Here is a 17,651-nt window from a genome sequence, read left to right as displayed (position 1 = left end):
GGGAATTCCCGGGCTCTCGCCTCCGCGCCGGGTGCGTCGTAGTCTCGAAGCAGGGAGAGTGCGCGATGGAGAGGCTGCGGACGTCGCTGGGTCAGCTGGCGGGGCGGTTCCGCCGGCAGCCCGTCACGGTCGCGGACCCCTTCGACACGCTCCGCCTCCAGACCCGGCTCGGGTACCTGGCGACCGAGATCCGGCGGGTCGAGAACGCGCCCCGGATCTACGCGCGGGCGCACCGGCTGATGGCGATCGAGGCGGCGTACGACGCGCTGCTGGACGAGGCGTGCAAGCTGGCCGGCGTACCGGACGTGGACGGGCTGGACGGTGAGGACAAGCGCTGGTCGGAGGAGCAGGAGCTGGCCGCCCGCGGCTGGTCCTGGTGAGCCTCAGTCGCTGACCCCGCGGCTGAGCAGCACGGCGGCGATGAACGTCCGGTACAGCCGCAGCGGATCATCGTTGCGAATGGCAACCACCTGGTCGTCGACCTGCTCGACGTCGCGCAGTGCGCAGGCCAGCTCCGCGAACGCGTGGTTGTGGTAGCGAACGGTCAGCTCGGCCGGGGCGATCTCGGGCGGCCGGAAGTCACTCAAACGCTCCAACGCGCGCGTCGCCGCGTCCCGGATCCGCGCCCGTGCAAGATCGGGGTGCACGGTCAGCGCGGCGTTGTGCGAGACCGACTCCTTCACGACGACGCCCTCGACCCCCGGGCAGAACGGCAGCGCCTCGTCGATCGTCACCTGGTCCCCCGAGATCAGCACCACCGGTACGCCGTGAGCACGCGCGACCAGCGCGTTGATCCCCGCCTCGCCCGTGACCACGCCGTTCAGCCGGACCTCGGCGATCGCCTTCGGGTTGTAGGTGTGGTGCAGCACGGACGACGTCGCGCCCGCGGAGCCGTGGTACGAGACGAACATGACCGCGTCGAACGAGTCGTCGAGGCCCTGCATCATGTAGAGCGGCTTGTGCCGGCCGGACAAGTAGCTGGCCTGACCGTGCAGCGCGTCCGGGCGGAGATTCTGCATCGACGAGTGCGAGTCGTTGACCAGGAAGCCGGTCGCGCCGGCGGCGAGCGCGCCGTCGATCGCGGCGTTCACCTCCGCCTGCAGCAGCCCGCGGTAGTACTCGTACTCCGTGGCCGGCCCGCGGACCTGGCCCCAGTCGACGACCCCGGTCGTCCCCTCCATGTCCGTGGACAAGAACACCTTCACGGCCGGCTCCTCTCGGTGATCCTGGTGGCAGCCCAGCCAACCACGGCCCGGCCGCGTGCACGGGATCGAGGGGTCCGGACCGTACGGTGGGGGCGTGAGTACCTTCGGGCAGTGGATCGACGCCGTGCAGCGGCGGCGGAAACGGCTGGGGTTCCCGCTCGCCGTGGTCTACAAGTTCTTCGACGACCAGGGCAGCTACCTGGCCGTGATCGTCACCTACTACGCGTTCGCGGCGATCTTCCCGATGCTGCTGATCTCGTCCTCGGTCCTCGGCTTCGTGCTCCAGGGCAACGAGGACCTGCAGCGCGCCGTCCTGGAGTCGGCACTCAAGGAGTTCCCGATCGTCGGGACCCAGCTGGCCACCCCGCAGGGCCTCCAGGGCAGTACGCCGGCCGTCATCGTCGGTTCCCTGGCCGCCGTGTACGGCGTGATCGGCCTCGGCCAGGCCGTCCAGAACGCCGTGAACGTGACGTGGGGCGTCCCCCGCAACGGCCGGCCGAACCCGTTCCACGGCCGGCTCCGGTCGGGCGCGCTGCTCTCGCTGGCCGGGCTCACCGTGCTGAGCTTCGCGACGCTGACCGTGCTGGCCGGCAGCCAGGCCAGCAACATGGGCTGGCTGGTCTCGGTCGGCTCGGTGCTGGTGCTGACCGCGATGCTGACGCTCTGCCTGCGACCGGGGATCAGGCCGCGGCCGGCCTTCCGCAAGATCGTGCCGGGCGCGTTCTTCACCGCGCTGGGCTGGCACCTGCTCGAGCGGCTGGGCGGGATCTACGTCGAGCACGTGCTCGCCAAGGCCAGCGAGGTGAACGGCGTCTTCGCGCTGACGCTCGGCCTGATCGGGCTCATCTACGCCGCCTCGGTGATCGCCGTGATCGGCGCCGAGCTGAACTCGGTGATCGCCTACAAGCTCTACCCGCGCTCGCTGCTCGCGCTGTTCAACGACTCGGCCGCGAACCTGACCGCGGCCGACCACCGGGCCTACGCGATGTACGCGCAGGCGCAGCGCCACAAGGCCGCCGAGACCATCGAGGTGAGCTTCGGGCCGCACGAACCGACCGGTCCCTGAACACCGTCGCGACCTGGTTTCGCGGCACGCCGGTCGGGCGGTTAAGGTCCTCCGCGTGTCGATTTCTGGTGTGGCCGAGATGACGGATGTCGAGGAGCGGGACTGGCGGGAGGTCTCGGACGTCGGGATCGCCGCCGCCCGGATCGAGTGGGCGGGCGCGGCCCGCGAGATGCTGCTGGTGGCAGCGCGGAAGTACCAGGCTCTGGTGCAGTACAAGGACATCGCCGCCGGGGTCCAGGAGCGGACCGGGATCCGGACCAAGCAGCCGACCCGGCAGTGGATGGGTGGCGTGCTGGCCGAGGTCTCCGGCGAGAGCCTGCGGCAGGGTGAGCCGATGCTGTCGGCGTTCTGCGTGAACGCCGACGAGAGCGTCTTCGACGGGTACGCCGCGATCGTCGGCGCCGCGACCGGGACCACCCCGGCCGACCCGGACGCCTACGCCGCGCAGGAGCGGCTGGCGGCGTACCGGCACTTCGAGGCCGTGGGCCTGCCCGAGGACGGCGGCACCGCGATGATCCCGGCCAAGCTCGCCGCGGCCAAGGCGCGGGCCCGCAAGGCCGCGATCGCCGAGCGCCCGGTGAACGCCTGCTCGCGCTGCAACCTGCAGATGCCGGCCAGCGGTGTCTGTGACACGTGTGACTGAAACACGTTGCTGATGGCAATGGGTTGGGTCATGCGCTTGACCCAGTGCGGAGCTCTGGCCCGCGGCGGGGTTTGGGTCTAGCCTCGGGCCAGGCGGGTGCCGCGGGGGTGTCTGCCGGTACGCCGGAACCCGGGGGGGTTCGGTCAGGGACTTGGGGGCGGTGGCGCCGTACGGCGTCGCCCGGTGTGGCCTGTCCGCCTTCCTTCGGTGACGGCGTCGACTGCCTTCACAGGAGGCCCACATGAGGTCCAGAACCCGGACCCGTTCCACTCGACGTGCTGCCGTCGCCGGCCTGTCCGCCGGTCTGCTGGTCGCCACCACGCTGCCCGCGACAGCGGCCGACCCGTCCCCCACTCCACCGACGAACTGGACCGCCACACCGTTGACGGTCGCCAGCACGATCAGCGGCGCCAAGTCGCCGAGCGGTCAGCTGGCCAAGAGCGACCCGGCTCTGATCAACAGCACGTCCGCCCAGCAGGTCCGTGTCGTCGTCAAGCTCGACTACGACTCGCTGGCGGCGTACCGCGGCGGCGTCAAAGGGCTGCCGGGCACCAGCCCGTCGGTCACCGGCAAGAAGCTGGAGCCGAAGAGCGCCAACGCCGCCAAGTACCTCCAGCACGTGACCGCGGTCGAGGACACCTTCCTCTCCGCGCTCCGCGACAAGGTCCCGAGCGCCCGCGCCGGCCAGAAGCTCCGCACCGTGTACGGCGGTGTCGCGCTCAGCGTCGAGGCGAACAAGGCGCGCGACCTGCTGAAGCTGCCCGGCGTCGCCGCGGTCCAGCAGGACAACCCGCAGAAGCTGCTCACCGACTCCAGTGCCGCCTTCATCGGCGCTCCGACCATCTACAACCAGCTCGGCGGTGCGGCCGGCTCCGGCAAGGGTGTCATCGTCGGCATCCTGGACAGCGGCGCCTGGCCCGAGCACCCGTCGTTCGCCGACCCCGGCACGCTGCCGGCACCGCCCGCGACCGTCGACGGCACGGCGCGGGTCTGCGACTTCGGCGACAACCCGCTGACCCCGGCCGCCGACGTGTTCGCCTGCAACCGCAAGCTGATCGGCGGACAGCCGTTCCTCGACACCTACAACGCGGTCGTCGGTGGCGACATCTACCCCGACTCCGCGCGCGACTCCAACGGCCACGGCACGCACACCGCGACCACGTCGGCCGGCGGACCGGTCGCGAACGCCAACCCGCTGGGCATCAACCGCGGCCCGATCGCCGGGATCGCCCCGGCCGCGGCCGTGTCGGTCTACAAGGTCTGCGGCGCCACCGGCTGCTTCCCGAGCGACTCGGCGGCAGCGGTCGGCCGGGCGATCCTGGACGGCGTCAAGGTGATCAACTTCTCGATCTCCGGCGGCAGCGACCCGTACAGCGACCCGGTCGAGCTCGCCTTCCTGGACGCGTACGCCGCCGGCGTGTTCGTCGCCACCTCGGCCGGCAACTCCGGCCCGGGGGCCGGGACGACCGACCACCGCAGCCCGTGGGTGACCACGGTCGCGGCGTCGACGCAGGCCCGGACCTTCCGCTCGACGGTGACGCTGGCCGGTGGTGGCGCGACCGCCACGATCTCCGGCGCGTCGATCACCGGCGGGGTGGCCACGCCGCGGCAGGTCGTGCTCGCCTCGGCACCGCCGTACAGCAACGCGGCCTGTACGACGCCCGCACCGCCGGGGATCTTCACCAACAAGATCGTCGCCTGCGAGTTCACGCCGGGACGCGTGATGAAGGGCTTCAACGTCCTGCAGGGCGGCGCGGCCGGCATGCTGATGTACAACACCACCGGCCCGTCCGACGTGTTCACCGACAACCACTGGCTGCCCGCCGTCCAGCTGGAGAAGCCGGACGCCGACGCGCTGCTCGCGTTCCTGGCCGCGCACCCGGGGACGACCACGGCGTCGTTCACCCAGGGCGCCAAGACCACCTGGCAGGGCGACGTGATCACGTCGTTCTCGTCGCGCGGTCCCGGCGGTGACTTCCTCAAGCCCGACGTCACCGCACCCGGCCTGCACATCCTGGCCGGCCAGACGCCGACGCCGGAGTCCCCGGCCGAGGGGCCGCCGGGGAACCTGTACCAGGTGATCGCCGGCACCTCGATGTCGTCGCCGCACGTGGCCGGCGCGGCCGCGCTGGTCTTCGCGCTGCACCCGACCTGGACGGCCGGGCAGGTCAAGTCCGCACTCGGTACGACGGCCAAGACCGCGGTCAAGAAGCCGGACCGGGTCACCCAGGCCGACCCGTTCGACACCGGTAGCGGCCGGATCGACCTGACCAAGGCCGGCGACCCCGGTCTGACCCTCGACGAGACCGCCGCCAACTACGCGGCCTCGGCGACCGACGCGCTGAACCGGATCGACCTGAACCTGCCGTCGATCAACGCACCCACGATGCCGGGCCTGATCACCGCCGAGCGGACGGTCAAGAACGTCACCAACCAGACGCTCACCTTCACCGCCACCGGGACCACGGTCAGCGGCGCGAACATCACCGTGCTGCCGCCGGTGTTCCAGGTGAAGCCGGGCAAGACGCAGAAGCTGACCATCGCGATCACCGCGCCCGACGTACCGGACGGCCAGTACTTCGGGCAGGTCAACCTCAAGCAGGTCGGCGGCAGCCGGGCCCTGCACCTGCCGGTCGCGTTCTTCCGCCAGGAAGGCGTCGTACCGGTCGACCAGACCTGTACGCCGTCGACCATCGCGCGCAACACCGGCCAGTCCACCTGCACGGTGACCGTGCAGAACAACAGCCTGCAGACCACGTCGGTGACGGCGGCGAGCACGCTCAGCTCGCAGCTGCGGCTGAACAGCGTCACCGGCGCGACCAAGATCGGCACCCAGATCGCCACCAAGACCGCGACGCTGGCCGGACGCCAGCCGGACGCGCCGGTGATCGCACCGGGCGTTTCGCCGGCCGGCTACATCCCGCTCGACGCGTTCGGGATCGCTCCGGTACCGATCGGTGACGAGCAGTCGATCAACTTCAACGTCCCGGCCTTCCAGTTCGCGGGACGGACCTTCACCAGCCTCGGCGTCACCTCCAACGGCTACTCGGTCGCCGGTGGCACCACCGGGTCGGACGACGTGCAGTTCACGCCGCAGACGCTGCCCGACCCGGCGCGGCCGAACAGCGTGCTGGCGACGTACTGGACCGACCTCGACGGGACCGGGGCGCCGGGCATCTTCGCCGGCACCCTGACCGACGGGGTGAGCGAGTGGCTCGTCGTCGAGTGGCGGGTCAACCTGTTCGGGACCAGCAGCCAGAAGGTGTTCCAGCAGTGGATCGGGCTGAACGGCTCCGAGGACATCTCCTACACCTACGACCCGGGGAACCTGCCGGGTGATCCTGGTCCGTCGTACGGGCTGACGGTCGGTGCGGAGAACTTCGAGGGGACGGCCGGCAGCCAGATCGCCGGTCCGCCGACCCAGGACCTGCGGGTCGTCTCGACGCCGGGGGCGCCCGGTGGGTCGATGAGCTACACGATGAACATCAAGGGCGTGCAGAAGGGGACCGGGACCGTGACGACCGGGACCTCGACGCCGCTCGTCAAGGGCCTCACGATCGAGGTCGACAAGATCACTGTCAACTAGGTGCTCGTCGGACGGGCCGGATTCCTTCGGGGTCCGGCCCGTTCGGCGTTCGCGGCGGCTCTCGCCTCTTCCTTCGGGTCCGGCCCGATCGCGTTGCCTGTGGACGAACCTCGACGCGGAAAGCCCTTGTGCGGCTACTGTCTTGGGCATGAGCGAACTTGTGGTGGACGCCCCGATCGTGGCCGTCGTCGTGTACCCCGACCGCGCGCGGGTGACCCGCCGCGGGCGGATCACCGTGCCTTCGGGCGACCGGACCGTGCACGTCGACGGCCTGCCGCTGGCGTTGCAGGACGACTCCGTCCGCGTCGCCGGCCGCGGGCCGGCGACCGTGCTCGGCGTGGACGTCGCGATGCGGCACCATCCACAGGCGCCCGACGAGACGGTCGCCGAGCTGGAGCGGCAGCGCCGCGCGGCGCAGGCCGAGGTCGACGAGCTGGCCGACGCCGACGAGGTGCAGGCGCAGCTCGATCTTTTCCTGGCCCAGTTGGCCCGGCGGGCCGGTGGGACCTTCGCGCGGACGCTCGCGGGTGGTGAGGCGTCGGCGGATCTGGGCGAGTTCACGGACTCGCTGGCCGGGCGGTTGTCGGCTGTCCGCGGGCAGCGACGGGAGCTGTCTCGCCAACGGTCGGAGGCCGAGGAGCGGCTTGCCGCCGTCGGGCGCCGGTTGGCTGCGGTCGCCGAGCAGCGCGCGCCTGATCGGCGGGTAGCTGCGGTCGGGCTGACGGCGGAGTCCGAGGCCGAGGTGGAGATCGAGCTGTCGTACGTCGTACCGCGCGCCGGGTGGACCAGCTCGTACGACGTCCGCCTGGTCGGGGACCGGCTGACGCTGAGCTGGTACGGGCTGATCACGCAGCACACGGGTGAGGACTGGCCGGAGTGCGAGCTGACGCTGTCGACCGCGCGGCCGACGGTGACCGCGAAGGTGCCGGAGCTCGATCCTTGGTACCTGGATCGGTTCCACCCGCCGGTGCCGGTCGCTGCAGCGCCGGTCGCCGTTTCCGCGCCGGCGGGTGGGGCGCAGATGATGCGGGGCAAGTCGCTCGGTTACGGGTCGGCGGAGGACATGGACATGGTCGAGTTCCGGGAGTCCGCTGCGGTGGTGGAGCAGGGGGTGACCGCAGCGACGTACACGCCGCCGCGGGCGGTCGCCGTACCGGCCGACGGTGCTTCGCACCGGGCGACGATCGCGTCGCTGGAACTGGAGACCGAGCTCGACTACATCACTGCGCCGGTGCGCTCGACGGATGTGCACCTGCGGGCGACGGTGGTGAACTCGTCGGAGCACACGCTGCCGGCGGGGAAGGCTGCCGTCTTCCATGAGGCGGACTTCGTCGGGTCGACCGCGCTGCCGTTGTGGTCGCCGGGCGAGGACGTCGAGCTGGCACTGGGGTTGGACGACCGGATCCGGGTCGAGCGGAAGCTCGTGCGCCGGACCGCGACGAAGGCGACGCTGGGCTCGACGCGGCGGCGCGAGGTCGAGTACGAGACGACGATCGAGAACCACACGCCGCGGGCCGCTCGGGTGACGGTGCTCGATCAGCTGCCGGTCGCGCGGGACCACGAGATCACGGTCAAGCCTGTGAGGGCGGAGCCCGAGCCGGACGAGACGACAGAGCTTGGTGTTGTGACTTGGAAGCTCGAGCTGGGGGCCGGTGCGGAGACCTTGGTGAAGCTCGGGTTCCGTGTGGAGACCGGTAAGTCGGTGGATCTGACGGGGTGGCGCGAGTGAGGACCTGAGCGAGCGGTCTCGGGCTGCGCAGCGGCGGGGCCCAGGCTGCGCGGCGGCGGGGCTGAGGTCTCGCGGTTTCCCTTGCTCCGGCGTACTTTCGGAGGTGGGGCGGCCGCTCTGGAACGGCCGCGGGGGCAGGTGAGCCGTGTTCGGTTTGGAGCTCAGGACCTTCGACCGTGAGTCCGCGCCGGCGGACGATCCGTTCGTGCGGTCGTACCTCGCGATGCGGCGCCGGATCGGGTTGCTCGGGTTCTGGTTGCCGTGGGTGCTGGTGGCGATCGACTGGCTGCTGATCGACGACCTGCGGGTGATCCGTGGCTCGATGAGCGCGTACTACCACTCGTCGGCGCGGGACGTCTTCGTCGGCGGGCTGTTCGTCACCGCCGCGTTCCTGGTCAGCTACCTGCGGGCGAAGCGGAACACCTACGACTACTGGCTTTCGACGCTCGCCGGGTGCGCGCTGTTCGTCGTCGCCGTGGTGCCGACCGCGCGGTCGCTCAAGACCCCGGGCTTCCAGGTCGGCGCGGACAGCTGCGTCGTCTACACCGGTCCACCGAGCTGCAGCGGCGTCCAGGAGTTTCTGCACGAGGACACCGCGCGGCTCGTGCACGGGATCGCGGCGACGGTGTTCGTGCTGCTGCTGGCGGCGCTGTGCTTCGTGTTCGCGCTGCGCGAGTTCGGGTACGGGCCTGCGGCGCGGACGCTGTGCGATCCAGCGACGCCGGACGTTGCGCGGGTTCGCGAGCGGCTGCGCGAGCTCGGGGTCCCGCTCTGGCAGTACCTCTGGTCAGGCGTCCCCAACGGCGGCCCCGCGCCGAAGAAGCGGGTCCGCCTCTACCTGGCGATGGGCGTCCTGATCCTGCTCGCCGGTGTCTGGGCCAAGTTCGGCGTCGCCCTCACGCTCGCCGACCTCCGGCTCGGCAAGACGTACGTCGGCGAGGTCGTCGCCTTTCTCGCGTTCGGGGTCGCCTGGCTGGCGGCCGGGAAGGACCTGCACGCCAACAAGTTCGGCGAGCTGCTGACCAAGCTGAAGACCTGAACTGTCGCAGGCGCGTGAAAGCATGCGAGGGAAGCACCCGATCGCAGAGGAGCCCGCATGTTGCCCTGGCGTGCCGAGTTGGCCGGCCGGTTCGAGGAGACCCAGTTCGAGAGCGAGCTGCTGCAAGGGAACCCGCTGGGTGACCCACACGTGCGCCCGGTGCTCGTCTACCTGCCGCCGGGCTACGACGAGTCCGACCAGCGCTACCCGAGCATCTACGTCGCGATGGGTTTCACCGGGCACCTCGGCATGTGGTTCAACCGCACGCCGTTTCGCCAGCCGTTCCCCGAGCTGCTCGACGCGATGTTCGCCACGGGCGACGTACCGCCGGCGATCGTCGTCTTCGTCGACGCCTGGACGAAGTACGGCGGCTCGCAGTACCTGGACTCGCCCGGGACCGGCCAGTACAACTCCTACCTGTGCGACGAGATCGTCCCCTGGGTCGACGCGACGTACCGGACCGTCCCCGACCGCGACCACCGCGCGATCACCGGCAAGTCCAGCGGCGGCTACGCCGCGATGGTGACACCGCTGCTGCGCCCCGACGTCTTCGGCGCGCTCGCGACCCACGCCGGCGACGCCGCGTTCGACCTCTGCTACCGCCCCGAGTTCCCGGTCCGCGCCAAGCAGCTGCGCGACAAGTACGACGGTTCGTACGACAAGTTCTTCGCCGACATCGAGAAGCGCGCCGGGCAGACGACCTTCCAGGACCTCGGCCCGCTGGAGCTCTACGCCTACGCCTCGGCGTACTCGGCCGAACCCGACGGCACGGTCCTCCTCCCCTTCGACGACCTCGGCGAGATCGTCCCCGAGATCTGGGACCGCTGGCTCGCCCTCGACCCGGTCCTGATGCTCAACCAGCCCCAGTACGCCGACGCACTGCGATCGCTGCGCGCGGTGTGGATCGACGCCGGCAAACAGGACGAGTACCACCTCGACCTCGGCGCCACCGCCTTCGACCGCGCAGTCCGCGCGATCGGCGGCCCAGCGGTCCACTTCGAGCTGTTCGAAGGCACCCACGCCGGCATCGAGTACCGCTACCCGCTGGCGGTTCGCTGGTTGTGCGAGCAGCTCACGGCGTAGGCCAGGCGACGCTGAAGTACTGCGGTTCGGTGTACTCGTCGAGGCCCGCGCGGGCACCCTCGCGCCCGAGCCCGCTGTGCTTCAGCCCGCCGAAAGGCGCGGAAGGATCGGAGAGCAGCCCGCGGTTGATCGCCACCATGCCGATCTCCAGCCGCTCGGCGAGCTGAAGGGCGTGTTGGAGGTCGCGGTCGTACACGTAACCGGCCAAGCCGTAGTCGGTCGCGTTGACGGTGCTGACGAGGTCGTCGAGATCGGTCCAGGTGACGACGGGCGCGAGCGGGCCGAAGATCTCCTCGCGCACGATGGCGGCGTCGGCGGGCACGTCGGTGAGCACGGTGGGCGGATAGAAGTAGCCCGCCAACTCTCCAGAAGTCGCTTGGACAGCCGTGGCCCCCTGCGCGACTGCGTCGGTCACCAGGCGGTGGAGATTGCGAACGGCTCGAGCAGAGATCAGTGGGCTGACGCTCAGCTCCTCCACTTCGCGCACCAGACCGTCGACGAACTCCTCGGCAACGTCGGCGTGCACGTACAGCGTGTTGGCAGCAGTACACGCCTGACCACCGTTGCGGAACTTCGCCACCAGCGCACCCTCGACAGCAGCCTCGACGTCGGCGTTCGCGGTGACGATGAACGGTGCGTTCCCACCGAGCTCCATCGACGCGTTGACCACCCGATCGGCAGCCTGGCGGAGCAGCGTGCGGCCGACGGCGGTCGAGCCGGTGAACGAGATCTTCCGGACCCGCGGGTCCTCGAGCCACGCCGAGACCACCCCCGGCGCGTCAGTCGTCGGGACCACGTTCAGTACGCCGTCCGGCAGCCCCGCCTCCCCCAGCAGGCGAGCGATCGCGAGCGCGGTCAGCGGCGTCTCGGCCGCCGGCTTGAGCACGACGGCGCACCCAGCGGCGAGAGCCGGCGCGAGCTTGCGAGCGGCCATCGCTGCGGGGAAGTTCCACGGCGTCACCAAAGCGGCGACGCCGACCGGGCGGTGGGTGACGATCGTGCGGGTCCCACCGGCGGGTGACGAGCCGTAGTCGCCGTGCGGGCGAACGGCCTCCTCGGCGTACCAGCGGAAGAACTCGGCCGCGTAGGCGACCTCGGCACGGGCGTCGGCGACCGACTTGCCGTTCTCGGCCACGATCAGCGCGGTCAGCCGATCGGTTGCCTGGAGCAACAACTCCCGAGCGCGGTACAGGATCTCGCTGCGCGCCCGCGGGGCGTACGCCGCCCAGCGCGGCTGAGCGGCGCTCGCGGCGTCGACGGCACGGACCGCGTCCACCGGCGTACCGTCGCCGACGAACGCGATGGCGCGCGCGGTCGCGGGGTCGTCGACCGCGAACGGGGTGCCCTTGCCGGGCTCCCAGCGGCCGTCGACGAGGAGTGCGTTGGTGGGGTCGAGCGCGTCGATGGTCTCGGCGACGTCGGTCACGGGTGCGGCCCTTTCAGAAGGCGGTGAAGCCGATGGCGTGCAACTGTTCGCGGCCGTCGGGGCTGATGTCCTGTGGGCGCCACGCGGGCAGCCACTCCCACTCGACGACGGTTGGCCGGTCCAGGACGGCGTGGATGTTGCGCTCCATCACCGCGGTCAGCGGGCAGGCTGCCGAGGTGAGCGTCAGCCGGAGCGTGACGACGCCGGGCGAGATCCGCACGTCGCGCACGAAGCCGAGGTCGACGATGTTGACGCCGAGGTCGGGGTCAACGACGTCGTAGAGCGCCTCCCGCACGGCAAGCTCGGCGGGAGATTCAGAACGAGCCTTTCGCGCCGGTACGACCTGCTTGTCGTCAACAGCAGAAGGGGTTTCAAGAGCCACAAGACCCTTGGGACGAAGTACCACCACCACATCGCTCGTCGGCGAACTGATCCAGTCCGCCAGCCCGTGCGCCTTCCGGCGAATCCGCACGATGTCTTCGGCCGCCACGGCGCTGCCCGCGGCGACCACCAGCACCTCCGGATCCAACTGATGCTCCGCAGCCCGAACCAGCGCCTTGTCCAGCACCCGCGCAAGCTGCTCGCACGTCCTCCCCGGCCCGAACCGCAGCCTCGCCCGCGCCTCCACCGCCGGCTCGCCGAGCACCCGCTCCAGCGCGGCCTGCGCCTCGGGCTCGGCGACCCGCAGCTGCTGCTCGCGGATCGTGATGTCGCTGATCGCCGCGATCGTCGTCATCCCCGCACCTCCACTCGCCTCGCGCCCGCTCGCCGTGGCAGCAGGCTCTTCAGGTCGAACGACTCGTCGGCGAGCTGCTCCGCACTCACCTCGTGCGGTACGCCGATCACCTTGCGGGCCTGCAGGACGTCGCGCGGCCGGTCGAGCGACACGACCCCGCGAACCTGTCCGCCGGCCACGAAGAACACCGAGAACGCCCGCTCCTCCACCGACCCCCGCACGACCGCCCGGGCACCCTCGACCGCATGCGCGCCGACCGACTGCACCCGGTGCTCGTACTGGTGCGACCAGAAGTAGTGCTCCCCCGCGAACGCCTCCGGCTCGCCCAGCAGCGTCCCCGCGAGATGCGCCCCGTGCCGCGACGCCGTGTCGTGGTGCTCGACCCGGATCCGCCGCCCGGACGCCGGGTGCCGGCGCGCGGCCACGTCACCGATCGCGAACACACCCGGCGCACTGGTCCGCCCGAACTCGTCGGTCACCACCCCGCCGTCGACCTCGATGCCCGCGGCAACGGCCAGCTCGGTGTTCGGCACCGAGCCGACCCCGACCAGCAGCTCGTCACACTCCACCCGCAGCCCGTCCGCAGCCTCCAGCACGAGCCCGGACGAGGTCTCCGCCATCCCCGCCACCAGTACGCCGGTCCGCATGGTCACCCCGTGCTCGGCGTGGATCGCCCGCAGCGCCCGGCCGACCTCCGGCGCGGGCAGCCGCCCGAGCACGGTCGGCGCCGGCTCCAGCACCGTCACCTCGACACCGCGCGCGGCGGCGATCGCCGCGACCTCGCACCCGACGAACCCGGCGCCGAGAATCGCCAGCCGCCGCCCGGCGACAAGTCGTTCCCCGAGGCGTTCGGCGTCGGCGATCGTCCGCAGCACGTGCACCCGGTCGCCGGTGAACGCGGGCAGCGTCCGCGCCCGCGCTCCGGTTCCGAGCACCAGCGCGTCGTACGTGAGCCGACCGCCGTCGGACAGCTCGACCCGGCGCTCCCCCGGCGCCAGGTCGACGGCCCGGACGCCGCGGATCAGGGTGACGTCGTGGTCGGCGTACCAGGTCTCGGGATTGACCTCGAAGTCGGCGCGGCCGAACGTACCGGACAGGTACTCCTTCGACAGCGGCGGCCGCTCGTACGGGAGGTGCGGCTCGTCGCCGACGAGCACGATCTCGCCGTCGAAGCCGCGCTCCCGCAGCCCGGTGACGGTGGCCGCAGTGGCGACGCCGGCGCCGACCAGCACGTACCTGGTCATTCGAGACACACCCTCACGGCGCCTTCGGCGTCCACCTCGCACCGGTACGAGACCAGCACGCTCGTGGCCGGGTTGATCCCCTTCGCCGCGCAGACGTCGAACTCCCACAGGTGCTGCGCGCAGGTCAGCTTGCGCCCGTCGAGGTCACCGTCGTCGAGCGGCCAGGCCTGGTGCGGGCACCGGTTGCGGTAGGCGAAGACCTCGCCGTCGACGTTCACCAGGAGCACCGAGGTGCCCGCCACGTCGACGGCGGTCATCTCGCCCTCCCAGAGGTCGTCGAGGTGCGACACCTCGTGCCACTGCAGCGTCTCCGTCTCGCTCATCACGCTCACCCCGCCTTCGCCACCGCGTCGAAGAACCGCCCGTGCAGCTCCTCGCGCGCCGCCCGGGCCTCGCCGACCACGTCCTCGACGGGCCGGCCGAGCAGCGGAGCGAGCCCCGCGGCGGCCGCGTCGGCGAGCACCGACCAGCGGTCGATCCACTTGCGCAGCGGGGCCTCGTTCCCGGGCCGCTGCTCGATGGCGTAGCGGGCCAGCGCGCTGCTCCAGCGGTCACGCCGCCGGCTGTCCTCGGCGAGGTGCCCCGACAGCAGCCACGACAGCTCGTCGCCGTTGGCCCGGCTGACCGCACCGAGCTGCCGAATCAGTACGTCGTCCAGCGTGGGCGCGAGCACCAGGTTCAGCGAGGTGAACGCCTCACCCCAGTCGTAGGCGATCAGCGCGCGCTCGATCGCCTCCCGCGCGGGCTGCCAGGCCGGGTCGTGCTCCCAGAGCGCGCGCTCGTTCGAGCCGATGCCCGACTCCGGGTGGGCGAGCTGCAGCGCGCGGGTGCGGTAGGCAACGACGGTGACCCGGCGCAGGAAGTCGGCGTTCGCGTAACCGGCCGCACTCGTCACATAGGACGAGGGCCCGATGAACCCGACGTACGCCTCGGCCTGCTGGAAACCGTGCACCAGGTAGCGGGACGGAGTGAAGAGCGACCCGAGCATCCGCAGCTGTTCCGGCGCGACCGTGCTCTCGTCGCCGTAGCTCTCCAGTACGCCGTCCAGCTTGGTCTGCGCGGCTGCCTGCAGGTTCACGTACGACCGGTACGCGACCTGGTCGGGGTCGCGGAACCCCTCCCAGTTGCCGGCCTGCAAGGGCGAGTGCTCGCGGTAGGTCAGGAACCACAGGTTGCCCGGCGACGACGGGTTCTGCTCGAACACGCTGCTCTTGCCGCTGCGGGTGTTCCAGTTCTGCGCGTGGGTGACGATCTCGTACTCGCTCGGCAGCCGCCGGACGTCGCCGAAGGCGCTGAACGTCCGCAGCTTGCGCCGCCGCCGCACCGGTTCGCTCATCGTGCCGCTCCTTCCCTGGCGCCGGCCCGCTCCCAGATGATCGAGTCGCTCCCGGTGCGCACCCGCCCGGCGAACGACGACATCACGACCTCCAGCGAGCGGATCCGGTAGTCCGCCCCGAGGTGGTCCTGCAGCGTCGCCTCGGTCAGCACCAGCCGGTCCTCGGCCTGGACCCGGACGTACGCGCCCCGGTCGATCACCTCGATCTCGGTCTCGGGGTTGTCGTCCTCGAGGGCGGCGATGATCTTGTCGACCTCGTCCCCGATCCGGAACACCGGTCCGACGGGATGCTTCATGACGCGCCTCCTGGGATCTCGTACTCGACGGCGACGTGGTCGAGCGGCTGGATGCCGGCCTCGGCCACGGTCATCGCGCCGGGCAGCTGACGGCCGTTGTGCAGCACGACCTTGGGGTACGGCAGCGCGCGCACGCGCCGCCCTTCGGAGTGGTGGGCGACCGCGGCGGCGACCTCGTCCATGGTGTCGTCGGTGGTCACCGGCACCAGGATCGCGACGAAGTCGGTGGCGAAGATCGCGTTCAGCGGTACGAGCTCAGCCATCAGCCGGCCACTCCCGTCGTGATCAGGCCCGAGGCCGGGCGGCCGACGTAGTCACGGGTCCAGGCCTCGTAGTCGGGGTCGTCACCCATCACGTCGGGCGTGATCCCCATGTAGTCGAGCAGCCCGGGCACCGTCATCGGCTGGATCTGGCCGGCCAGGAAGCGGTCGACCAGGGTCAGGTGGTTGACGTTGTCGCGGTCCTTCCACCAGATCTGCCGGCAGCCGAGGCTGCAAAAGTGGTGGGTCTGCCCGTTGTAGTCGAGCTTGTGGTCGCGGATCCGCCACTTCCCGTCCCGGGACTGGGTCGGGTTGCACATCGGCAGGTGGCAGGTCGAGCACAGCCAGGGCAGGGTCTCCGGCAGCGTGGCCTCGACGTTGTTGGCGTTGATGTTGTCGATGATCACGTCCCACTTGTCGCCGTACACGGTCTCCCAGTTCGGGTACTTCTCGCGCAGCCACTCGCGCTCCTCGACCGAGACGCCGGCCTTCGGCTTCCACCACAGCGTCGGGCGCCACCACCACAGGCCCATGTGCAGGCTGTGGTGCCAGGTGTCCAGGCCGCGCATGAACTCGTCCCAGAACCAGGGCTTCTTCAGCCCGTAGTCCTCGATCGTGCGGACGAACTGGTCGACGATCCACTCCTCCATGAACTCCCGGTACGACTGCTTGCGGTGCTCCAGCGGCGTGTAGTAGTCCATCGCCGGGCCGGTCAGCGCCGCGAAGGCGCGGGCGTTGGCCCAGAAGCCCTTGTCGATCACCCACTGCGCGCGGGCCGGGTCGTGCTCGACCAGGATCTCCAGCGTCGCCACGCCCTGCTGGGAGTGCCGGGCCTCGTCGGTCTGGATCGACGAGATCATGCTGGCGAAGTTCACGTCACCGGCCTCGAGCGCGTCGGCCGACAAGGCGACGAACTGCAGGTTGGTGAAACCGGTCTCGAAGGTCAGCGGCAGCATCAGCGCGCAGTCGACGGCGTTCGAGGTGGTCATGAACCCGTCGAACAGCGTGCGCAGCGCGATCGGCACCCAGTCGTTGGTGCTGTAGGTCTTCTGCGTCCAGTCGAACTGCGGGTCCTTGGCGACCAGCTCATGGCCGAAGAACGTGGTCAGCGCGTTGTGCCGCAGCTCGTCGAGCTGGCCGTAGACCGCCATGTTGCGCCAGGCACCGTTCAGCCCGAACCGGGCCATCTTCAGCTCGGCCAGCATCGCCGTGTACTCGACCTGGGCGACACCGCCGAAGTGCATCTTGGTCGACGACTTCCAGCCCTCGTCGAGGTGGTCGAAGGTCGCGGTGCGCTGCAGCGCCGCCTTCACGGCGTACGTCGCCGCCTCCTTCTCGCGCTGGGTGTAGACGTACTCCGGATAGCTGACCTTGTAGCCCTCCTCCCACTTCAGCCAGGCCTCCCGCGGCACCTTGCCGGAGCCGGTCAGCCAGTCCGGGTAGACGGCCTCGTCGTCGACGTACGACAGGGTCCAGTCGACGTCGCGGACGAAGTCCTGCCACTCCTCACGTTTGAGCAATGCCATTGCAGTGTCCTTTCAGTCGACTTCGAGGTGGCCGAGCTGCCGGTTGACGCCCGCGTTGTCCCAGTACGCGCGGATGCTGTCGATCAGCCCGGCCTCGTTGACGTGCAGGATGAACAGGTGCGGCTCGGCGAAGTACCGGCCCTGGGAGCTGATGAACCCCCAGGCCGACTGCTGGGTGCCGGTGATGTCGCAGGTGACCACGACGTCGCCGTGCTCGTTGCCGTCGATCGTGTACACGTCGTTGCCGAGGTTCGGGAACGCGTTGATCAGGCCGCTCCAGATCACCCGGCCGATGGTGCGGACCTTGCCGTCGCCGCGGACCACGCGCTGCTTGGCCCAGACCTCGAACGGGATGTAGGCGAAGTCGGCGTTGTCGGTGCACAGGTCGGTCATCGCGACCACGTCGCGGCGGCGGTAGACGTCGAAGAACTCGGTGACGACGTCGACGGGGGTTCGGGTTGCCAGTTCGGTCATCG

The 17,651-nt window shown here is 70.5% G+C and carries 17 protein-coding genes; 7 read left to right on the top strand and 10 right to left on the bottom strand.

Features of this window, described 5'->3' with window-relative positions; translation table 11 throughout:
- Nucleotides 1-65 precede the first annotated feature (65 nt).
- Complete coding sequence (locus ACZ6Z4_RS08050; protein ID WP_465559608.1) at nucleotides 66-380, top strand: hypothetical protein; 315 nt, start codon at nucleotides 66-68, stop codon at nucleotides 378-380.
- A 3-nt stretch (nucleotides 381-383) separates the two neighbouring features.
- Here the strand turns inward: ACZ6Z4_RS08050 and ACZ6Z4_RS08045 are convergent, their stop codons facing one another.
- Complete coding sequence (locus tag ACZ6Z4_RS08045; RefSeq protein ID WP_465559605.1) at nucleotides 384-1,205, bottom strand: M55 family metallopeptidase; 822 nt, start codon at nucleotides 1,203-1,205, stop codon at nucleotides 384-386.
- A gap of 94 nt (nucleotides 1,206-1,299) precedes the next feature.
- Between ACZ6Z4_RS08045 and ACZ6Z4_RS08040 the strand changes: the two genes are divergently transcribed.
- The 6 genes from ACZ6Z4_RS08040 (at nucleotide 1,300) to ACZ6Z4_RS08015 (ending at nucleotide 10,351) form a co-directional block, all read left to right on the top strand.
- Nucleotides 1,300-2,271, top strand: coding sequence for a YihY/virulence factor BrkB family protein (locus ACZ6Z4_RS08040; RefSeq protein WP_363672899.1), 972 nt, complete (start codon nucleotides 1,300-1,302; stop codon nucleotides 2,269-2,271).
- A 55-nt stretch (nucleotides 2,272-2,326) separates the two neighbouring features.
- The gene (locus ACZ6Z4_RS08035; RefSeq protein WP_465559600.1) at nucleotides 2,327-2,914 is read left to right on the top strand and encodes a hypothetical protein; all 588 of its coding nucleotides are present in this window, start codon (nucleotides 2,327-2,329) and stop codon (nucleotides 2,912-2,914) included.
- Nucleotides 2,915-3,155: 241 nt separating this feature from the next.
- Nucleotides 3,156-6,500 carry a S8 family serine peptidase gene (locus tag ACZ6Z4_RS08030; RefSeq protein WP_465559597.1) on the top strand — a complete coding sequence of 1,115 codons (3,345 nt, stop codon included), beginning with the start codon at nucleotides 3,156-3,158 and terminating at the stop codon, nucleotides 6,498-6,500.
- Nucleotides 6,501-6,648: 148 nt separating this feature from the next.
- The gene (locus ACZ6Z4_RS08025) at nucleotides 6,649-8,229 is read left to right on the top strand and encodes a DUF4139 domain-containing protein (protein ID WP_465559594.1); all 1,581 of its coding nucleotides are present in this window, start codon (nucleotides 6,649-6,651) and stop codon (nucleotides 8,227-8,229) included.
- 145 nt (nucleotides 8,230-8,374) lie between these two features.
- Nucleotides 8,375-9,268 carry a hypothetical protein gene (locus ACZ6Z4_RS08020; protein WP_465559590.1) on the top strand — a complete coding sequence of 298 codons (894 nt, stop codon included), beginning with the start codon at nucleotides 8,375-8,377 and terminating at the stop codon, nucleotides 9,266-9,268.
- Between the two features lie 57 nt (nucleotides 9,269-9,325).
- Nucleotides 9,326-10,351: an alpha/beta hydrolase gene (locus ACZ6Z4_RS08015; protein ID WP_465559587.1), complete on the top strand. Its 1,026-nt coding sequence runs from the start codon at nucleotides 9,326-9,328 to the stop codon at nucleotides 10,349-10,351.
- On the opposite strand, the gene ACZ6Z4_RS08010 is transcribed toward ACZ6Z4_RS08015, so the two are convergent.
- Genes ACZ6Z4_RS08010 through ACZ6Z4_RS07970 form a run of 9 tightly spaced genes read right to left on the bottom strand, consistent with a single transcriptional unit; the run spans nucleotide 10,341 to nucleotide 17,649 of the window.
- Nucleotides 10,341-11,777, bottom strand: a complete 1,437-nt coding sequence (locus tag ACZ6Z4_RS08010; protein ID WP_465559584.1) for an NAD-dependent succinate-semialdehyde dehydrogenase — start codon at nucleotides 11,775-11,777, stop codon at nucleotides 10,341-10,343. The genes ACZ6Z4_RS08015 and ACZ6Z4_RS08010 overlap by 11 nt on opposite strands.
- Before the next feature lie 13 nt (nucleotides 11,778-11,790).
- Nucleotides 11,791-12,513, bottom strand: coding sequence for an iron-sulfur cluster assembly protein (locus tag ACZ6Z4_RS08005; protein WP_465559581.1), 723 nt, complete (start codon nucleotides 12,511-12,513; stop codon nucleotides 11,791-11,793).
- Nucleotides 12,510-13,757, bottom strand: coding sequence for an NAD(P)/FAD-dependent oxidoreductase (locus ACZ6Z4_RS08000; protein WP_465559578.1), 1,248 nt, complete (start codon nucleotides 13,755-13,757; stop codon nucleotides 12,510-12,512). The genes ACZ6Z4_RS08005 and ACZ6Z4_RS08000 overlap by 4 nt, the downstream gene beginning before the upstream one ends.
- Complete coding sequence (locus ACZ6Z4_RS07995) at nucleotides 13,754-14,080, bottom strand: Rieske 2Fe-2S domain-containing protein (protein ID WP_465559574.1); 327 nt, start codon at nucleotides 14,078-14,080, stop codon at nucleotides 13,754-13,756. Before ACZ6Z4_RS07995 ends, ACZ6Z4_RS08000 begins: the two co-directional genes overlap by 4 nt.
- A gap of 5 nt (nucleotides 14,081-14,085) precedes the next feature.
- Nucleotides 14,086-15,093 carry a ferritin family protein gene (locus tag ACZ6Z4_RS07990; protein ID WP_465559571.1) on the bottom strand — a complete coding sequence of 336 codons (1,008 nt, stop codon included), beginning with the start codon at nucleotides 15,091-15,093 and terminating at the stop codon, nucleotides 14,086-14,088.
- Nucleotides 15,090-15,389 (bottom strand): MmoB/DmpM family protein, encoded by a 300-nt coding sequence (locus tag ACZ6Z4_RS07985; protein WP_465559567.1) that lies wholly within the window; start codon nucleotides 15,387-15,389, stop codon nucleotides 15,090-15,092. Before ACZ6Z4_RS07985 ends, ACZ6Z4_RS07990 begins: the two co-directional genes overlap by 4 nt.
- Nucleotides 15,386-15,652 carry a toluene-4-monooxygenase system B family protein gene (locus tag ACZ6Z4_RS07980; protein ID WP_465559564.1) on the bottom strand — a complete coding sequence of 89 codons (267 nt, stop codon included), beginning with the start codon at nucleotides 15,650-15,652 and terminating at the stop codon, nucleotides 15,386-15,388. The genes ACZ6Z4_RS07985 and ACZ6Z4_RS07980 overlap by 4 nt, the downstream gene beginning before the upstream one ends.
- Nucleotides 15,652-17,175 (bottom strand): ferritin family protein, encoded by a 1,524-nt coding sequence (locus tag ACZ6Z4_RS07975; RefSeq protein WP_465559561.1) that lies wholly within the window; start codon nucleotides 17,173-17,175, stop codon nucleotides 15,652-15,654. The genes ACZ6Z4_RS07980 and ACZ6Z4_RS07975 overlap by 1 nt, the downstream gene beginning before the upstream one ends.
- A gap of 12 nt (nucleotides 17,176-17,187) precedes the next feature.
- Nucleotides 17,188-17,649 carry a nuclear transport factor 2 family protein gene (locus ACZ6Z4_RS07970; protein WP_465559557.1) on the bottom strand — a complete coding sequence of 154 codons (462 nt, stop codon included), beginning with the start codon at nucleotides 17,647-17,649 and terminating at the stop codon, nucleotides 17,188-17,190.
- Between the last annotated feature and the right edge of the window lie 2 nt (nucleotides 17,650-17,651).

Source organism: Kribbella sp. NPDC104740, from assembly GCF_055583505.1.
The sequence above is the reverse complement of the archived record's forward strand: the minus strand, read 5'-3'. Positions and strand labels throughout refer to the sequence as shown.

Coding starts and splice junctions, on each gene's coding strand:
- ACZ6Z4_RS08050 (WP_465559608.1), top strand. CDS start 66: ATGGAGAGGCTGCGGACGTCGCTGGGTCAGCTGGCGGGGCGGTTCCGC.
- ACZ6Z4_RS08030 (WP_465559597.1), top strand. CDS start 3,156: ATGAGGTCCAGAACCCGGACCCGTTCCACTCGACGTGCTGCCGTCGCC.
- ACZ6Z4_RS08025 (WP_465559594.1), top strand. CDS start 6,649: ATGAGCGAACTTGTGGTGGACGCCCCGATCGTGGCCGTCGTCGTGTAC.
- ACZ6Z4_RS08015 (WP_465559587.1), top strand. CDS start 9,326: ATGTTGCCCTGGCGTGCCGAGTTGGCCGGCCGGTTCGAGGAGACCCAG.
- ACZ6Z4_RS08005 (WP_465559581.1), bottom strand. CDS start 12,513: ATGACGACGATCGCGGCGATCAGCGACATCACGATCCGCGAGCAGCAG.
- ACZ6Z4_RS08000 (WP_465559578.1), bottom strand. CDS start 13,757: ATGACCAGGTACGTGCTGGTCGGCGCCGGCGTCGCCACTGCGGCCACC.
- ACZ6Z4_RS07995 (WP_465559574.1), bottom strand. CDS start 14,080: ATGAGCGAGACGGAGACGCTGCAGTGGCACGAGGTGTCGCACCTCGAC.
- ACZ6Z4_RS07990 (WP_465559571.1), bottom strand. CDS start 15,093: ATGAGCGAACCGGTGCGGCGGCGGCGCAAGCTGCGGACGTTCAGCGCC.
- ACZ6Z4_RS07985 (WP_465559567.1), bottom strand. CDS start 15,389: ATGAAGCATCCCGTCGGACCGGTGTTCCGGATCGGGGACGAGGTCGAC.
- ACZ6Z4_RS07980 (WP_465559564.1), bottom strand. CDS start 15,652: ATGGCTGAGCTCGTACCGCTGAACGCGATCTTCGCCACCGACTTCGTC.
- ACZ6Z4_RS07975 (WP_465559561.1), bottom strand. CDS start 17,175: ATGGCATTGCTCAAACGTGAGGAGTGGCAGGACTTCGTCCGCGACGTC.
- ACZ6Z4_RS07970 (WP_465559557.1), bottom strand. CDS start 17,649: ATGACCGAACTGGCAACCCGAACCCCCGTCGACGTCGTCACCGAGTTC.